Source organism: Marinobacter sp. (assembly GCF_041686475.1).
In the GTDB taxonomy this organism is placed as follows: domain Bacteria; phylum Pseudomonadota; class Gammaproteobacteria; order Pseudomonadales; family Oleiphilaceae; genus Marinobacter.
This window is the reverse complement of record NZ_JAWLDU010000017.1, coordinates 14871-32350: the sequence shown is the minus strand read 5'-3', so window position 1 is coordinate 32350 and position 17480 is coordinate 14871. Positions and strand designations below refer to the sequence as shown.

General features: G+C 57.2%; 16 protein-coding genes and 1 other RNA gene. 15 read left to right on the top strand and 2 right to left on the bottom strand.

Annotated features, from left to right (window positions below; genetic code table 11):
• Window positions 1–6: 6 nt before the first annotated feature.
• Window positions 7–186, top strand: a non-coding RNA gene (gene ssrS / locus ACESMB_RS06015) — 6S RNA.
• On the top strand, window positions 187–837 hold the full coding sequence (locus tag ACESMB_RS06010) for a 5-formyltetrahydrofolate cyclo-ligase (RefSeq protein ID WP_372927017.1): 651 nt from the start codon (window positions 187–189) through the stop codon (window positions 835–837).
• Between the two features lie 436 nt (window positions 838–1273).
• On the opposite strand, the gene ilvA is transcribed toward ACESMB_RS06010, so the two are convergent.
• Window positions 1274–2809 (bottom strand): threonine ammonia-lyase, biosynthetic, encoded by a 1536-nt coding sequence (gene ilvA, locus ACESMB_RS06005; protein ID WP_372971114.1) that lies wholly within the window; start codon window positions 2807–2809, stop codon window positions 1274–1276.
• 143 nt (window positions 2810–2952) lie between these two features.
• Here ilvA and rpiA point away from each other — a divergent pair, with 143 nt between their 5' ends.
• The 3 genes from rpiA to ppa all read left to right on the top strand — a co-directional run bounded on the left by rpiA (window position 2953) and on the right by ppa (window position 5674).
• Window positions 2953–3633, top strand: coding sequence for a ribose-5-phosphate isomerase RpiA (gene rpiA / locus ACESMB_RS06000; RefSeq protein WP_372926999.1), 681 nt, complete (start codon window positions 2953–2955; stop codon window positions 3631–3633).
• A 261-nt stretch (window positions 3634–3894) separates the two neighbouring features.
• A complete protein-coding gene (locus tag ACESMB_RS05995; protein WP_372971113.1) occupies window positions 3895–5034 on the top strand; it encodes an acyl-CoA dehydrogenase family protein in 1140 nt (379 codons plus the stop codon).
• 112 nt (window positions 5035–5146) lie between these two features.
• A complete protein-coding gene (gene ppa, locus ACESMB_RS05990; protein WP_372926276.1) occupies window positions 5147–5674 on the top strand; it encodes an inorganic diphosphatase in 528 nt (175 codons plus the stop codon).
• Window positions 5675–5758: 84 nt separating this feature from the next.
• Here ppa and ACESMB_RS05985 read toward each other — a convergent pair whose 3' ends face one another.
• Complete coding sequence (locus ACESMB_RS05985) at window positions 5759–6811, bottom strand: DUF2333 family protein (protein WP_372926275.1); 1053 nt, start codon at window positions 6809–6811, stop codon at window positions 5759–5761.
• 268 nt (window positions 6812–7079) lie between these two features.
• Between ACESMB_RS05985 and ACESMB_RS05980 the strand changes: the two genes are divergently transcribed.
• From ACESMB_RS05980 to purD, 10 genes are all read left to right on the top strand, one after another.
• Window positions 7080–8693, top strand: coding sequence for a diguanylate cyclase (locus ACESMB_RS05980; protein WP_372926274.1), 1614 nt, complete (start codon window positions 7080–7082; stop codon window positions 8691–8693).
• Between the two features lie 255 nt (window positions 8694–8948).
• Window positions 8949–9389, top strand: coding sequence for a type II 3-dehydroquinate dehydratase (aroQ, locus tag ACESMB_RS05975; protein ID WP_372926273.1), 441 nt, complete (start codon window positions 8949–8951; stop codon window positions 9387–9389).
• Between the two features lie 27 nt (window positions 9390–9416).
• Entirely contained in the window at window positions 9417–9878 is a 462-nt protein-coding gene (gene accB, locus ACESMB_RS05970; RefSeq protein WP_372926272.1) for an acetyl-CoA carboxylase biotin carboxyl carrier protein, read from the top strand.
• 16 nt (window positions 9879–9894) lie between these two features.
• Window positions 9895–11241: an acetyl-CoA carboxylase biotin carboxylase subunit gene (gene accC / locus ACESMB_RS05965; RefSeq protein ID WP_372926271.1), complete on the top strand. Its 1347-nt coding sequence runs from the start codon at window positions 9895–9897 to the stop codon at window positions 11239–11241.
• Window positions 11242–11279: 38 nt separating this feature from the next.
• Entirely contained in the window at window positions 11280–12176 is an 897-nt protein-coding gene (gene prmA, locus ACESMB_RS05960) for a 50S ribosomal protein L11 methyltransferase (RefSeq protein ID WP_372926270.1), read from the top strand.
• A 62-nt stretch (window positions 12177–12238) separates the two neighbouring features.
• A complete protein-coding gene (locus ACESMB_RS05955) occupies window positions 12239–13450 on the top strand; it encodes a DUF3426 domain-containing protein (RefSeq protein ID WP_372971112.1) in 1212 nt (403 codons plus the stop codon).
• Window positions 13451–13670: 220 nt separating this feature from the next.
• Window positions 13671–14669 (top strand): tRNA dihydrouridine synthase DusB, encoded by a 999-nt coding sequence (gene dusB, locus ACESMB_RS05950; protein WP_372926268.1) that lies wholly within the window; start codon window positions 13671–13673, stop codon window positions 14667–14669.
• A complete protein-coding gene (fis, locus tag ACESMB_RS05945) occupies window positions 14666–14983 on the top strand; it encodes a DNA-binding transcriptional regulator Fis (protein ID WP_372926267.1) in 318 nt (105 codons plus the stop codon). Before dusB ends, fis begins: the two co-directional genes overlap by 4 nt.
• Window positions 14984–15065: 82 nt before the next feature.
• Window positions 15066–16646 carry a bifunctional phosphoribosylaminoimidazolecarboxamide formyltransferase/IMP cyclohydrolase gene (gene purH / locus ACESMB_RS05940; protein ID WP_372926266.1) on the top strand — a complete coding sequence of 527 codons (1581 nt, stop codon included), beginning with the start codon at window positions 15066–15068 and terminating at the stop codon, window positions 16644–16646.
• 29 nt (window positions 16647–16675) lie between these two features.
• Window positions 16676–17480: phosphoribosylamine--glycine ligase (gene purD, locus ACESMB_RS05935; protein WP_372971111.1), on the top strand; the 805-nt coding region annotated here is incomplete at its 3' end.

Here is a 17480-nt window from a genome sequence, read left to right as displayed (position 1 = left end):
GAGAACAACTTCCTGGGCTGTTCGCTGGTCGGATTCGTCCTCGAGCCGATGCGCACTACCCAGGTGGCTACTACAGGGCATTGTGAGCACGTCCCCTCACGGGGAAAGCCTAATATGTCACAGCGGCCACCGACCTTGAACTTTGGGTTCAAGGGCCACATCCGATAACGGCAGCCCGGGAAGCTTATTTTGACCAACGTTATCTCCCCCCAGCCTTTCGAAGACCACCCCGACTCACGATCACGCAGCAGACTCCGCAAGACCCTCAGGCAAAAGCGCCGGGCCCTGACTGTGGAAGAACAACAGATCGCTGCCGACCAGCTGGCACTGAACCTGCTGCAACATCCCGATCTTTACCGCGCACGCCACGTGGCAATCTATCTGCCCAACGACGGTGAAGTCGATCCTCGCGTCTATGCCCATATCGCTCGCAAGCGCGGTATCCGCTTCTATCTGCCGGTACTGCACCCGGTTCATCGCGGACGGCTGGTTTTCAGCCACTACACCGACGACACGGTGCTCACAGCCAATCGTTTCGGCATCCCTGAGCCACCTTTCCAAAAAGGGCTGAGGCGGCCACCATGGGCACTGGATGCGGTGCTGTTCCCGCTGGTGGGTTTTGATGAATGCGGTGGCAGGCTGGGCATGGGCGGCGGTTTCTATGACCGTACCTTCGCGTTCACACGAATCCGGCCACGGATGGCACCCAAGCTGATCGGCTTGGCCCATGAATGTCAGAAGGTATCGGAGTTGCCGCTGGAGCCCTGGGATATTCCCCTGCACAGCGTGGTGACTGACAGAAAACGTTACCGGGTGAAGGCTAGAAGTTCGTTGTAGGGTTCAGTCCCGAACGGACGAAACGATGACTGCTTCGCTTCCGGAAGCTGTCGGCTCATCGTCAGAAGCCTGAAGCGATGTAAAGCCCGTGATCACAAGGCCGACGGCAAAAATAAGCACAACCGTCCGGATAATGTCAGGCTTGCGGCCCATCGTAGGAATCCCCGGTATCCGAAAGAGTAAAATTTATCTAAATCAGGAAGCTATTCTTGTTTCAAAGAATCAGACGAAAGACTAACACCTATCCTGGTTTTTACAATTTTTCACAGATTAAATTTCTGTAAGGTATCTCGGAGTTTACCGAACAGGGTAGGGAAGCCCCTCCCGAAACTGTGCGGAGCCATGGATGGCGGAGCTCAAGCGTCACAGGGACGTGCTTGAGCGTGTTTCGGAAGGGGCCTCCCTACCCTGTTCCCGTACCCAATCCTGATCCGCGTTATTCAGACTTTGTGTTACCCGCTCCCAAAAACAATTGATAAGCCTCGTTATCGGTCATGTTCTCGTAGCGGAATCCGACCTTATCCAGCATTTTCTCGAAATCCTTCACTTCGTCATCTTCCACCTGTGCGCCCAACAGAACGCGACTGTAGGCCGCACCATGGTTGCGGTAGTGGAACATGGAGATGTTCCAGCGGGTGCCCAGCGACATCAGGAACTTAAGCAGCGCACCCGGGCGTTCCGGGAACTCGAACTGGAACACTTTTTCGTTGGTTATGGTAGGCGCATGGCCGCCTACCATGTGGCGGATATGCTGCTTCGCCAGATCACTGTCGGTCAGATCCACCACCGCATAGCCGGTTTCACGGAGCTCCTGCACCAGGTCTTCACGGCCGTGGCCGCCGGACTGGATCTGGATACCCACGAAGATAGTGGCATTGGTGGCATCGGCGTAGCGGTAGTTGAACTCGGTGATGCTGCGCTTGTGCAGGGCGTTAATGAAGGTCTTGAAAGCCCCCGGCTTCTCCGGGATGGTCACAGCCAGGATGGCTTCGCGTTTTTCGCCGACCTCAGTACGTTCTGAAATATATCGCAGGCGGTCGAAATTCATGTTGGCGCCGCTGAGGGTCGCCACCAGATTTTCGTTCTCGATCTGCTCGCGCTCGATGTACTTCTTGATACCAGCCACGCCCAGCGCACCGGCTGGTTCGGCGATGGAGCGGGTGTCCTCGAAGACGTCCTTGATGGCAGCACAGATTTCGTCGGTGGAGACGGTGATGACTTCGTCCACGTGGTCCTTGCAGATTTCCCACGGGTACTTGCCGATCTGTTTCACCGCCACACCGTCGGCAAAGATACCCACTTCGTCCAGGATCACCCGCTTGCCAGCCTTCAGGGCCGCCTGCAGGCAGTTGGAGTCTTCCGGCTCAACACCGATCACCTTGATTTCCGGGCGCAGGTATTTGATGTAGGCAGCCATACCGGCAATCAGCCCGCCGCCGCCAACGCATATAAAGATGGCGTGGATGGGCTTGCTGAACTGCCACATGATTTCCATGGCCACCGTACCCTGGCCGGCGATTACGTCGGGGTCGTCGTAGGGCGGAATGTAGGTATAGCCATGCTTCTGGATCAGTTCCTGGGCATGGGCTGCGGCTTCATCAAAGGCATCGCCTTTCAGAACCACTTTGGCGCCGTGATCCCGTACCGAGCGCACCTTGATCTCGGGTGTGGTCTGCGGCATTACAATTACCGCCTTGATACCGAGATTCTTGGCAGCGAGGGCCACACCCTGGGCATGGTTGCCGGCAGAGGCGCAAATCACGCCCTTGGCTTTCTGCTCCTCCGAAAGCTGCGCAATCCGGTTATAGGCGCCACGAATCTTGAAAGAAAACACCGGCTGAAGGTCTTCACGCTTGAGCAGAATGTTGTTGCCAAAGCGCTTCGAGAGGCTACGGGCCTCGGTCAGCGGGGTCTCGATGGCCACGTCGTAGACACGGGCATCAAGGATTTTCTTTATGTAGCGTTGCGGCATGGTTCCGTCCGGAGGTTGGTGTTTTGTTGGAAAAACGCACAGTGTAGAAACTTTGCCGGGGTTCCGTCTATAAGCAGGTCGCCGGGAAGCGCTATAATGACAGCCACTGTGACCATTTTCCGCAAAATACCGGAGTTCCCAGGATGAATCAGGACGAACTGAAGAAAGCGGTCGCCCAGGCCGCACTGGACTACATCAAGCCCCATCTGGACCAGGACAGCATTATCGGCGTGGGTACCGGAAGCACTGCCAACTGCTTTATCGACCTGCTCGCCACCATATGCGATGACTTCGATGGTGCGGTTGCGAGCTCCGATGCCACGGCAGAGCGCCTGAAAAGTCACGGTATTCCGGTCTACGATCTGAACAATGTTGCTACGCTGGAGTTCTACGTTGACGGTGCGGACGAGACCAATGAACGCCTGGAACTGATCAAGGGCGGTGGCGGTGCACTGACGCGGGAAAAGGTTGTGGCGGCGGTCGCCAAGACCTTCATCTGTATTGCGGACGAGTCCAAGATGGTGGGCATCCTGGGTAATTTCCCGCTGCCGGTTGAGGTGCTGCCGATGGCCCGTAGCCACGTGGGGCGAGAGATTGTGCGGCTGGGTGGCGACCCGGTTTACCGGGACGGTTTCACTACTGACAACGGCAATATCATTCTGGATATTCACAATATGGATATTTCCCGGCCGATTGTTGTGGAGGAGAAGTTGAACAATGTGGTTGGCATTGTGACCAACGGTCTGTTTGCGCGGCGGCCGGCTGATTTGTTGCTTCTTGGCACTAAAGATGGGGTTAAGAGTACTCCTCGGAAGGGGATCTGACCTTTTTGTTGCCTGCCTCTGGCCTTCGGGCATTGGGGACGGCCGCGAAGAGGTAAATGCGTCAGGGGCACGCTGTTAATACGTCCATGTACTCTTGCCAAAAACATCCATGTTTTTGACATCCCCTGACGCATTTACCTCTCCCCTCTCGTACTCTTTTCGGGCCTATCTATATACCAAGCGCTTGCTTGGTTTTGAGAATTAAGTGAGACTGCTCCCTATGATTTCTGATCACCGTCCAATCACAGGGAGATACCTTCCGTGTCTGATTATTTCAGCGATACCCACGAGCAGGTGCGCCAGAGCGCCCGCAAGTTTATTGCCACCCATGTACTGCCTTACATAGACGAGTGGGAAGAGGCCGGGGAATTCCCGCGTGATCTCTACCTGAAAGCCGGTGATGCCGGTCTGCTAGGCGTGGGCTTTCCGGAGAATCTGGGGGGTGTCGGGGAAGGTGATGTTTTCATGAAGGTGGCGGTCTCCGAGGAGCTGATGCGATCCACTTCCGGAGGATTGGTGGCGGGCCTTGGATCGCTGGATATCGGGCTGCCGCCGGTGGCGAAATGGGCGCAGCCGGAGGTGAAAGAGGCGATCGTTCCACCCGTGTTGCGTGGTGAGAAAATCGCGGCGCTGGCTGTAACCGAGCCGGGCGGGGGTTCGGATGTAGCCAACCTGAAAACCCGGGCTGTTAAAGATGGCGACCACTACATCGTGAACGGTAGCAAGACGTTCATTACCAGCGGCATGCGAGCAGACCATTTTACAGTGGCCGTGCGCACCGGTGGCGAAGGCCATGGCGGCATCAGCCTGCTGTTGATCGACAGGGATATGCCCGGCTTTTCCAACGGAAAAAAGCTCAAGAAGATGGGCTGGTGGGCCAGCGATACCGCGGAGCTGTTCTTTGAAGACTGCCGTGTACCCGTCAATCGTCTGATCGGCGCCGAGAACGCCGGTTTTATCGCGATCATGAGCAACTTCCTGTTCGAACGCCTGAGCCTGGCGATCATGGCCTATATGACGGCCGAAATTGCCCTGGAAGCCGCCATGGCCTGGGCAAAACAGCGGGAGGCGTTTGGCCGGTCCATTACCGGTTTCCAGGTCACCCGACACAAGCTGGTGGATATGGCAACGCAGGTGGAAGTCGCGCGGGAATACACTTACCGATGTGCTGCGCTGATGCAGGCCGGCAAGAACCCGATCAAGCAGGTGGCGATGGCGAAGAACTTTGCGGTGGAGGTGTGCGAAAAAGTCACCCGCGAAGCCGTGCAGATTCATGGCGGCATGGGGTATATGCGGGAGTCCGTGGTGGAGCGGCTTTATCGGGATGCGAAGATTTTATCGATTGGCGGTGGTACCGATGAGATTATGAAAGAGTTGATCGGGAAGCAGGTGGGGTTGTAGGTGGGGACAAGCTGAGGCGCGACCAACGTTTAGTTTCGATCCGCACTATTGTGCCGTATAATTGCGCCCACTTTTAAAACGCAGTCCAACGCACTTCAGATAAGGATCAGCCATGAACTTTGATAACATCCCGGTCGGTAAGAACCCGCCAGAAGACATCTACGTCGCCATTGAAATCCCGGCGAACAGCTCCCCGGTCAAGTACGAGCTGGACAAGGACATGGGCGCGCTGATGGTAGACCGCTTCATGGCCACGCCTATGTTCTACCCGGCCAACTACGGCTTCATCCCCCACACCCTGGCTGATGATGGCGATCCTATCGACGTACTGGTGGTCACTCCTTACGCCGTGCAGGCCGGCTCCGTTATCCGCTGCCGCCCGATTGGCGTTTTGAACATGGAAGACGAAGCCGGCGGTGACGCCAAGCTGGTTGCGGTTCCCCACGACAAGCTGACGACCTCCTACCATAACGTGCGGGAAATCGATGACCTGCCGGAATTGCTGCGGGGCCAGATTCATCACTTCTTCGAGAACTACAAGACTCTCGAGCCGGGCAAGTGGGTCAAGGTCCAGGGCTGGGGCGACGCTGCAGAAGCCAAGAAGGCCATTGAAGCCGCAGTAAACGCCTATAAGGGCTGAAACCCGACCTTCCAGGCGAACATAAAAAAACCGGGCTCAGTTCAAACTGAGCCCGGTTTTTTTATGGTATCGCACTTCCCGCCATCAGCCGCGGGTCAGCAAATCTCTCATATCGCTGATCGCCGCGCTGGCGCGTGACAGGTACGCCGCCATGGTCAGTGAGTGGTTGGCAAGCACGCCGTAGCCACTGCCATTCAGTATCACCGGGCTCCACATATCTCCCTGGGTACCCTCCAGCTCAATAATGATCTGCTTGGCACTGGACAGGGCGTTCTTGTCGCTCAGCACCTTGCGGAAGTCCACCTCGATAGCACGGAAGATGTGTAACAGGGCCCAGGCGCTGCCACGGGCTTCATAGAACACGTCATCTATCTTGGTCCATGGTGTTTTGACTTCCTCACCAGTTACATCTTCTGACAGTGGGTCGTCGGGATCAATATTCGAAACAGAATCGGACACCGACGCCTTACCGACACTTTCACCCAGAGTTCGGGAGAGGCTGCCAAGACGCGTTTCCAGATCCGCCAGCCAGTTGGCAAGATTGTCTGCCCTGGCAAAAAACTGGGCACTGGGCTGGTCAGGATGCGACAGTCGGTCGAGATAGCTATGAAGGGCTTCGATACCGCGGCGATACTCGGCCTCCGTAGAGGGGATCGCCCAGCTGCCACTGTCAAAGTGGAACTGGGGCTCAGCAATGATCAGGTCCGGATCTTCCGCGGACTGGCTCTGTGAACGGCTGATGTCTTTGCGCATGGCACGGGAGAAGTCACGGAGCTGGACCAGAACGCCGTACTCCCAGTTTGGCATGTTATCCAGCCAGAGACCCGGCGGTGCAATATCGTTGGAGATGTACCCACCAGATTTGTCGAGCAGGGTTTCAGCCACACGAATCGTGGTTACGATGGTCGCAAAGCCGGTGACCGGCTCCCGCTGCATTTCATCAGCAGTCTTTCGTGTATGATCACGAACAGAGAACACGTCCGGCTCGCCGCTCCAGATCATTCCCAGTACCAGTGCCACCAGAAAATAAACCACAACAACAGCCAGGATGAACTTGCCTACAACTCCGCTGCCGCCGGAAAAATCCCGGACGTCGTCCTTACGATCACTGAAATACTGTCTGATTTTTCCTGACATTGGTTGTTTCTTCCCCTGTCTGTCGTTTTATCTGGCTGCAGTCCGTCTGCAAGCTCCGCTTACCATGAAGCAATGAAGGGTTTTATGCAATTTGTGGCGCTGCCGGAGAGCTTGTGTGACCTGCACCGCAGAGTTGACAAACATTTACACAGAGTCACCTACGCCGACAACACGAAACACTATAGACTCTGCAAAACGACTAATGTTGAAAATATCTGCCTGTATCGGAGACGGGCTGCCAGGAACGAAAACAACAGGCCGGAGCACAATGAACGACGAAAGCCAGAAAGATAAACTCAGGCAGCACTTTGCCCGCCGTGTCACAACCCAGGCCAGGGTTGTACTGGATACATGGCAAAAGATCCACGAAGACGCCAGCCAGTCAGCAGCGTTCAAAGGTGATTTTGCCAGGGCGGCCGATAAACTGGTCCGGTATGCCAGACGTTTCGAAATGGAGGGTCATGCCGACTCCGGGCAAAAAGTATTCGAGCTGATCGGTGAGTGGCCAGAGGGCGAAGCACTGCCGCAAGGGCTGGACCGCAGACTGCAGGATGCCATTGAACAATTGTCCCGGTGCACGCTCCGACGTACCGACCAGACGGCCAGCGAGGTGCCCCAGCAGTATCGTCGCACTCCCGTCTACATTGCCTTGTCCAGTGAAGAGATGGCCGGCCGGCTGATTCGCCAGCTGGAATTTTTCGGTTTCCGCGCCTCCGCATTCCATACAGCGGAAAAGCTGATCGAAGCCTGCGCACTTCACAAGCCGGAAACCATCCTGATGGACGTCAACTACAGCGGCGAGCCACTCAGCGGTATTGCCACCATTGAACGCCTCCAGGAGCGCCACGATACTCCCATCCCGGTCATTTTCATGAGCGATGAGGACGGCACCATTGAGACCCGGCTGCGCGCCTCCCGCTGCGGAGGTGAAGAGTTTTTCTATCCGGCCGTCGATCCGGGCCAGCTGATCGAGAAAATCGAGACCTATACCCACGGCAACACCGTAGAGCCCTATAAGGTGCTGGTTCTTGATGACTCCCGTGCCCAGGCCAAGTTTATGGAGACGGTGCTTAAAAAGGCCGGGATGAGCGCTCACATCATCACCGACCCCATGCAGATCATCCATGCCCTGGAACACTTTTCTCCCGAGATCATTATTCTCGACATGTACATGCCGGGCTGCACCGGCATGGAGATCGCCAGGGTAATCCGCCAGCAGGATCGCTTCCACAGCGTACCCATCATTTACCTGTCGGCTGAAGAAGATGTCAGCAAACAACTCCATGCCATGAGCCTCGGGGGCGATGACTTCCTGACCAAACCCATAGACCCCAAACACCTGATTGCCACCATCCATAATCGTGGCCGTCGCGCCCGCTCACTGCTGGCGCTGATGATCCGTGACAGCCTGACAGGCCTGTTCAATCACACCCACACGCTCCATCTCCTGGACCAGGAAATCGTGAAGTGCCGGCAGAAAAACCAGCCCCTGAGCTTTGCAATGATCGACATTGATTACTTCAAGAAAGTGAATGACACCTTCGGGCACCCCATCGGCGACCGTGTCCTCCGGAGCCTGTCCATGTTCCTCAAACAGCGCCTGCGCAAGACCGATCATATTGGCCGCTATGGCGGCGAGGAGTTTGCCATTATCCTGCCGGACACACGCGAGAGCGACGCCCGCAACGTACTCAATGAGATCCGTGAGCGCTTCTCGGAACTGCTGCAGCCCGCTGGCGACCGAGAGTTCAATGTCACTTTCAGTTGTGGCGTGGCTGCCTGGAAAGATGACAGCTCCCAGGCACTTTGCGAACGGGCCGACCGGGCACTCTATCGCTCCAAGGAGCAGGGCCGGAACTGCGTCACCGCCGCCGGCGACTGAACTTCGCTCTGACCGACGGCCCCGCCCCGCTTCCGGGGCCGTTTTATGAAACCAACGTCTTATAGAAGTCCGTCCCACCCTTCACGACAATGACCCTTTAAACGGCAAAGATCGCCCTGATACTGCCCGGAAACTTTTCGACAAACGGCAGAATGTCAAAAAATGTTGATCTGAAGGCCTCAAGCACGCACCATTGAGTGAAAATGTCGCTAAAGTCGGCGATCCTGTAGACAAGTCAGCAAGGCAAATACAATCATGGCGACCATACTCGTCCTCCATGGACCCAACCTGAACATGCTCGGAACCCGCGAGCCGGAAGTCTATGGCCATGAGACACTGACCGACATTGACGACCGATTGCACCAGAAAGCCGCCGAAGTTGGCCATCACCTGCTACATTTACAGTCAAACGCGGAATATGAACTGATTGAGCGGATACATGAAGCCAGAGCGGAAGAGGTGGATTTCATCATTATCAACCCGGCGGCATTCACCCACACCAGTATTGCCCTGCGGGATGCCATGCTGGCATCGGGCATTCCATTTATTGAAGTACATCTTTCCAACGTGCATGCGCGGGAAACTTTCCGCCATCACTCCTATTTTTCTGATATCGCCGAAGGCGTTATCTGCGGGCTGGGCAGCCTGGGGTACGACCTTGCACTCGAAGCCGCCCTGCAACGAATTCATCGATAGAACTGATTAAACGGGATCGGACTGACTATGGACATTCGCAAGATCAAGAAACTTATCGAGCTGCTGGAGGAATCCGACGTCGAGGAGCTGGAGATTCACGAAGGTGATGATTCAGTTCGTATTTCCCGCCGTCGCGAGCAACTGGCCGCACCGCAGTACATGGCACAATATCCTGCCCAGGCACCCCAGCCGGCACCGTCTTCACAACCGCCTGCGCCTGCTGCCGACGAGCCCGCCAAACTGGCCGAGCCTACTGGCCACGCAGTGAAGTCGCCCATGGTAGGCACTTTCTATCGCTCGCCCTCACCCACGGCGAAGTCGTTCGTGGAAGTCGGGCAGTCGGTGAAAGCCGGTGATGTGGTATGCATCGTGGAAGCCATGAAGATGATGAACCAGATCGAGGCGGACAAGAGCGGTACCATCGCCGAAATCCTGGTTGAGAACGGGCAGCCGGTCGAGTTTGACCAGCCACTGATCATCATTTCCTGAACCCGGTGACACCCTCATGGCTATGTTAGAAAAAGTTCTGATCGCAAATCGCGGCGAGATCGCCCTGCGCATTCTGCGCGCCTGCAAGGAACTGGGGATCAAGACCGTGGCCGTCCACTCCCAGATCGACCGCGACCTGATGCATGTTCGCCTCGCGGACGAGTCTGTCTGCATCGGCCCCAACAGCGCCGCTGAAAGCTACCTGAACATTCCCACGATTATCAGTGCAGCGGAAGTCACAGACTCCGTCGGCATCCATCCGGGGTACGGTTTCCTGGCGGAAAACGCGGATTTTGCCGAACAGGTGGAAAAAAGCGGTTTCCGCTTCATCGGCCCAAGGGCCGAGACTATCCGCCTGATGGGTAACAAGGTCTCCGCCATCAACTCCATGATCGAGGCCGGCGTTCCTACTGTTCCGGGTTCCGATGGCCCGCTAACGGACGACGATGAACGCACGCTGGAAGTGGCCAGGCGCATCGGCTACCCCGTGATCATCAAGGCTGCATCTGGCGGCGGCGGACGCGGCATGCAGGTGGTTCACTCCGAAGCGGCGCTGCTGAAAAGCGTGCAGATCACCCAGAGCGAAGCAAAAAACACCTTCGGTGATGCCACCGTGTACCTCGAGAAATACCTGGAGCGCCCCCGCCACGTGGAGGTCCAGGTACTTGCTGACACCCATGGCAACGTCATTCACCTGGGCGACCGTGACTGCTCAATGCAGCGCCGGCACCAGAAAGTGCTGGAAGAAGCACCAGCGCCGGACATAGACCCGGAGGCCCGGGAAGTAACCCTGAAAGCCTGTGTCGATGCCTGCAAGAAAATCGGCTACGTGGGTGCCGGCACGTTCGAATTCCTGTACCAGGACGGCGCTTTCTACTTCATCGAGATGAACACCCGGGTACAGGTTGAGCATCCGGTGTCGGAAATGGTTACCGGCGTGGACATTGTTCGCGAGCAGTTGCGGATTGCCAGCGGCCTGCCGCTGCAGTACACCCAGGACGAGATCAAGATTTCCGGTCACGCCCTGGAATGCCGCATCAACGCAGAAGACCCGCAAACCTTCGTGCCCAGCCCCGGCAAGGTCAAGCACTTCCACGCCCCCGGCGGCAATGGCATACGGGTAGACTCGCATCTGTACAGTGGTTACACCGTGCCCCCGTTCTACGACTCCATGGTGGCAAAACTGATCACCTGGGGCGATGACCGGGAAATTGCCCGTCGCCGCATGAAGAATGCACTGGACGAACTCGTTGTTGAAGGCATCAAGACCAACCAGGCACTGCACCGGAAACTGGTACGCGATGGCGGCTTCAAACAGGTAGACTTCACCATTCATTATCTGGAGAAGCTGATACGGGACTGACCCGTACAGTCAATTCGTCTACCCGACAGGACAGCAACATGCCCTGGATACAACTACAGATCCCGGCTGATCCCGACAACGCGGACCAGCTTGAGGATCTGCTCATGGAGATGGGTGCTGAAGCCGTCTCCATGGAAGATGCCGCCGACCAGCCACTGTATGAGCCCGACCCTGGCACAACGCCACTATGGCACCAGACCAGCGTGACGGGACTGTTCGGCTCGGAGCGGGATATCGAAGAGCTTTGCGCCGCGGTCAATGACGCCTGGCACCAGCAGACACAGCAGTCACTGCCAGACATCGACGTTACCCTGGTGGAAGACAAGGACTGGGAGCGGGAGTGGATGGACGACTTCAAGCCCTTGCGCTTTGGCGAGAGGCTCTGGATCGTACCCAGTTGGCATGACGCCCCGGATCCCCACGCAGCCAACCTGCTGCTGGATCCGGGTCTGGCTTTTGGCACCGGCACTCATCCCACCACAGCACTGTGCCTGGAATGGCTGGATGGCCAGGATGTGTCATCACGCCAGGTGATTGATTACGGATGTGGCTCCGGCATTCTCGGCCTTGCTGCTCTGCTGCTGGGAGCCGACCACGTTATCGGTGTTGATACAGATCCCCAGGCGCTGGAAGCCAGCCGCGAAAACGCCCGACGCAACCAGGTAGAGGAAGATCGACTTCACCTTTTCCTGCCCGCAGATGAACCGGACACCATGGCTGACATCATGCTGGCCAATATTCTGGCCCAGCCCCTGATCGGTCTTGCACCCCGGCTCGCGGCAAAGGTTAAACCGGGTGGCGATATTGTGTTGTCCGGCATACTCTCCAACCAGGCCCGGGAAGTCATGGAAGCCTACGAGCCCTGGTTTGTCATGGACGAACCGGAACAACGTGAAGAGTGGATACGGCTCACAGGACGGCGCAATGACAGGTGACGGAAACGGCCGAACCTACTAAACTCCGTGACTCGTAGCGATGTCGCTTACAGGAATGAAGCATGACCCAGAGCAGCCTGCAGACACGATGCCCGAAATGTGAAACCCGTTTTCGGGTCACCGACGCCCAACTCAGCGTTGCCGGCGGCAAGGTGCGCTGTGGCAACTGCATGGCAGTGTTCAACGCGGTGGACCATCAGGTCAGTGGCGCCAGTTCCGGCGATGAATCCGGCGACAAAAAAGAGCCCGCCTCAGCGCCAGCAGAAAAACAGGAAGACCAGAATTTTACCTCGGACGATGACCTGATTTTTGCCGACAACCCTGAAGAGGATGCCGCTGAAGGGCCGTACGCCGGAACCAGGCTTACTTTCTCCGACGACGAGCTGAGCGACAGTTTCCGCACGGTTGACGAACGTTCCAGCGGCAGCTTTGAATCCGAAGACAACGATGAGAATCCGAACAGAATAGACGAAAGCTGGGCCGAGGCAATGCTGTCCGAGGACGAACCGGCATCCAGACGGGAGCCGTCCCAAAATACCCCGGAAGACCTGCCTGAAGAGCACACGGAAGAGCAAGCTCCCGCGCAGCCAACAGAGTCGCCACCCCCGCAGCGGGAAGAGCTGAGCCTGGAGCCGGCGGAAGAACCGGAAGAATTCTACATCGACCAACCCCGGTCCTCGTCTTTGGACGACGAGAATGGCGCTGTCTCTGACGACGAACCGATGGTTGCCAGCTCCCCCTATACAGACCTGCGAAGGGAACCTGTGTCGGTCTCCGGAAACGGTGGCAGCCGCCTCAGAAAAGCCCTGTGGACGCTGGTGGTACTGGCCCTGATTGGCGTTCTGGTGGCACAGGTCACCTGGTTCCAGTTCGACCGCCTGTCTTCCATACCGGAGCTACGTCCATTCTATGAACAGGGCTGCGAGATTGCAGGCTGCGAACTGAAGCCACTGATCGATGTGAATGCCATCCAGAGCCGCAAACTGGTGGTCAGAACCAATCCCGAGAATCGCAGCCAACTGGTGGTCGACGCAGTCATCATCAACCGCGCGGCATTCGAGCAGCCGTTCCCGGCCATCGCCCTGACCTTTTCCAACCTGAATGGTGATGTTGTCGCCCAGAGCGTTTTCACGCCAGACGAATATCTTGCCGGAGAAGGCAGGGAAATGGAGGCCATGCCGACGGACACTCCGGTCAGGATCGTTATCAATATCCGCGATCCGGGCAGGGATGCGGTGAACTACAATATCGCCTTCCGGGCCAACGAGGAGTAAACAGGTCTTCGCTGGCAGAATAAATAGTGGTGACCGTCATCGAATTGACTGAAAGTCAACCAGACAGAACGAAAAATAATCAACTTTTTCGTGACTTCGCCCCTTCAATAGCACCTCTGCCGGCGGTATCATTACCGCCCTTCGGATCAGAATCGGTTACTTATTGAGCAGCCACTCAGATCCGTTGTTCGCTTAACCCGCTGTGACACGGACTCAGATCATGCTGCCAACGGCAAAAATCGGGCCGTACACCCTGCCCAATCCGCTGATCGTTGCGCCCATGGCTGGTGTAACTGATCGTCCCTTTCGCCAGCTTTGCCGGCGGATGGGCGCCGGGCTGGCAGTGTCCGAAATGGTCATTGCGGACAGCAAGCTCTGGCACACCCGCAAGTCGCAAACCCGGATGAACCATGAGGGTGAACCGGAGCCCAGGTCAGTGCAGATCGCCGGTGGCGACCCGGATATGCTGGCCAACGCGGCAAGACTGAATGCCGAATTCGGCGCCCAGATCATTGATATCAATATGGGCTGCCCGGCCAAAAAGGTTTGCAACAAGGCTGCCGGCTCGGCACTGATGAAGGACGAAGCCTTGGTCAGGGATATTCTGGAAGCCGTTGTGGCAGCGGTAGACATTCCGGTCACCCTTAAAATGCGCACCGGGTGGGACCGGGAACACCGTAACGCGCCACTGATTGCCCGTATGGCCGAAGATGCCGGCATACAGGCTCTGGCGGTCCACGGCCGTACACGTGCTGACGCCTACAAGGGTGAAGCCGAGTACGACACGATCGCAGAAGTGAAATCCCGGGTCAGCATTCCGGTGTTTGCCAATGGCGATATCACCACACCCGAGCAGGCCAGATACGTGCTTGAGCACACCGGCGCCAATGGACTACTGATTGGACGCGGCGCCCAGGGCCGGCCCTGGATTTTCCGGGAAATACTGCATTTCCTGGAGACCGGCAGGCATCTGCCTGAGCCACCGGTGGATGAGGTGGAACAGGTGCTTAGCGAACACCTGGAAGCGCTGCACACGTTCTATGGCGAAATCATGGGCGTGCGCATTGCCAGGAAACATGTAGGCTGGTATCTGCAGTCCCACGACGAAGACAAACGATTCCGCAAACGCTTCAACGCCATTGACTGCGCGCTGGAGCAAAAAGACAGTATTCAACAGTACTTTGCAGGCTTACGAAATGGAGAGGTATTCGCAGCATGACCGCTGAGACTTTGGCTAAAGACAATCTGACCCAACCCGCCAACGATGACATTCATCAGTTGCAGACGGTAAATAGCAGCGGCAACACAGTTACCCTGCGCGACAGTGTAGAAGTTGCCCTGAAAAACTATTTTGCCCAGCTTGATGGCGCCCCGGTCACCGAGGTTTATCAGTTGGTGCTGTCAGAAGTGGAAGCGCCGCTGCTGGAGCAGGTAATGAAGTACACGCGCAACAATCAGACCAAGGCGTCAACCATGCTTGGCCTGAATCGCGGGACCCTGCGCAAGAAGCTTAAGCAGTACGATCTGCTATAATCCAGCTACCCGATTGAGAGGGCCTCCCGGACAACATTCGCGAGGCCTTCATTCGTTCATACCCAGCAGAAATAAGTGACCCATGGCAAATCAGGCTAATACCCCCGTCCGTCGCGCACTGATCAGCGTGTCCGACAAATCCGGCATCGTCGAATTTGGCCGCGCACTGACTGCACGTGGCATCGAGTTACTCTCTACCGGTGGCACCTTCCGTTTGTTGCAGGAAAACCAGGTGCCGGTCACCGAGGTCAGTGACCATACCGGCTTCCCTGAAATGATGGATGGCCGCGTGAAAACGCTACACCCCAAAATCCATGGCGGCATTCTCGGGCGGCGTGGCACCGATGACCAGGTGATGGCGGAACATGACATTGATCCCATCGACATGGTAATCGTGAACCTTTATCCCTTCGAGGAAGCCGTGGCCAGACCGGACTGCGATCTGGCCACAGCCATCGAGAATATCGATATCGGCGGGCCCACCATGGTTCGCGCTGCGGCAAAAAACCACAACGATGTCGCCATTGTGGTGAATGCCAGTGATTATGGTCGGGTACTCAAAGAGCTGGAGGCCAACGACGGCCAGTTGAGTTACAGGACACGGTTTGATCTTGCCGTAAAGGCGTTTGAGCACACTGCCGGCTATGACGGCGCTATCGCCAACTACCTGGGCGGCCGTACTGCAGACAATGACAACGCCGACTTCCCGCGCACCTTCAACGCCCAGTTCGTGAAAGTCCAGGACATGCGCTACGGCGAAAACCCGCACCAGCGTGCTGCCTTCTACACAGAACGCAATCCGAGGGAAGCCTGTATCGCGACCGCAAAGCAGTTGCAGGGCAAGGAACTTTCTTATAACAACGTGGCGGATACTGACGCTGCGCTGGAGTGCGTGAAACCCTTCGCAGACCCGGCCTGCGTTATCGTCAAACACGCCAATCCCTGTGGTGTCGCCATTGGCGCGGATATCCGGCAAGCCTATGACCTGGCATTCGCCACTGATCCAACCTCTGCATTTGGCGGCATCATCGCCTTCAACCGCGAACTGGATGCAGAAACCGCCAAAGCCATTATCGACCGCCAGTTCGTGGAAGTGATCATCGCCCCGACTATCTCGGTAGAAGCCGTGGAGCTGGTAGCCACCAAAAAGAACGTTCGTCTGCTGGCCTGCGGTGATTTTGACGGCGAACGCGCAAAATCACTGGACTACAAGCGGGTCACCGGTGGCCTGCTGGTGCAGGACCGTGACCTGGGCATGGTAGCCATGGAAGACGTCAAAGTGGTCACTGAGCGCCAGCCCTCCGAACAGGAATTGAACGACCTGCTGTTTGCCTGGGAAGTGGCCAAATACGTGAAATCCAATGCCATCGTCTACGCCAGGGCCGGTCGCACCATCGGCGTGGGTGCCGGCCAGATGAGCCGAGTCTACAGCGCGAAAATTGCCGGCATCAAGGCTGCTGACGAAAGCCTGGAAGTGAACGGCTCGGTGATGGCTTCCGATGCGTTTTTCCCATTCCGGGACGGCATCGATGCTGCCGCACAGGCCGGGATCACCGCTGTTATCCAGCCGGGTGGTTCCATGCGTGACCAGGAAGTCATCGACACCGCCAACGAGCATGGCATTGCCATGGTGTTTACCGGGATGCGTCATTTCCGGCATTAAGGCGTAATCCGACAACCAGGAACATAACCATGAACATCCTAGTAATTGGCTCCGGCGGTCGTGAACATGCTCTCGCCTGGAAAGCCGCCCAGTCCGCGGACGCAGACCGCGTCTTTGTGGCTCCTGGAAACGCTGGTACCGCACGCGAGCCGGGCCTGGAAAACATCAATATCGACGTGATGGACCTCAAGGGCCTGGCAGACTTCGCCGCTGCCAACAACGTGGGCCTGACCATCGTCGGGCCGGAAGCGCCGCTGGTGGCCGGCATCGTTGACCTCTTTGAAGAGCGCGGTCTGCGCGTGTTCGGCCCCAGCGCCGGCGCAGCGCAACTGGAAGGCTCCAAAGCCTTTACCAAGGACTTCCTGGAGCGTCAGCAGATTCCCACCGCCGCTTACGGCAATTTCACCGATGTCGACGAGGCCCTGGCTTATGTCCGCAAGCAGGGAGCTCCCATTGTGGTCAAGGCCGACGGCCTGGCCGCGGGCAAGGGCGTCATCGTTGCGATGACACTGCCGGAAGCTGAAGACGCCATACGCGACATGCTGGCTGGTAACGCCTTAGGGGATGCGGGCAGCCGAGTCGTCGTCGAGGAATTCCTGGAAGGCGAGGAAGCCAGCTTCATCGTCATGGTGGACGGCGAGCATGCGCTGCCCATGGCCACTTCCCAGGACCACAAGCGCGTGGGTGACGGCGATACCGGCCCCAATACCGGTGGCATGGGCGCCTACTCTCCGGCGCCGGTGGTCACACCTGATATCCACAAGCGCATCATGGATGAGGTTATCTATCCCACTGTTCGCGGCATGGCAGCCGAAGGCCACCCCTACAAAGGCT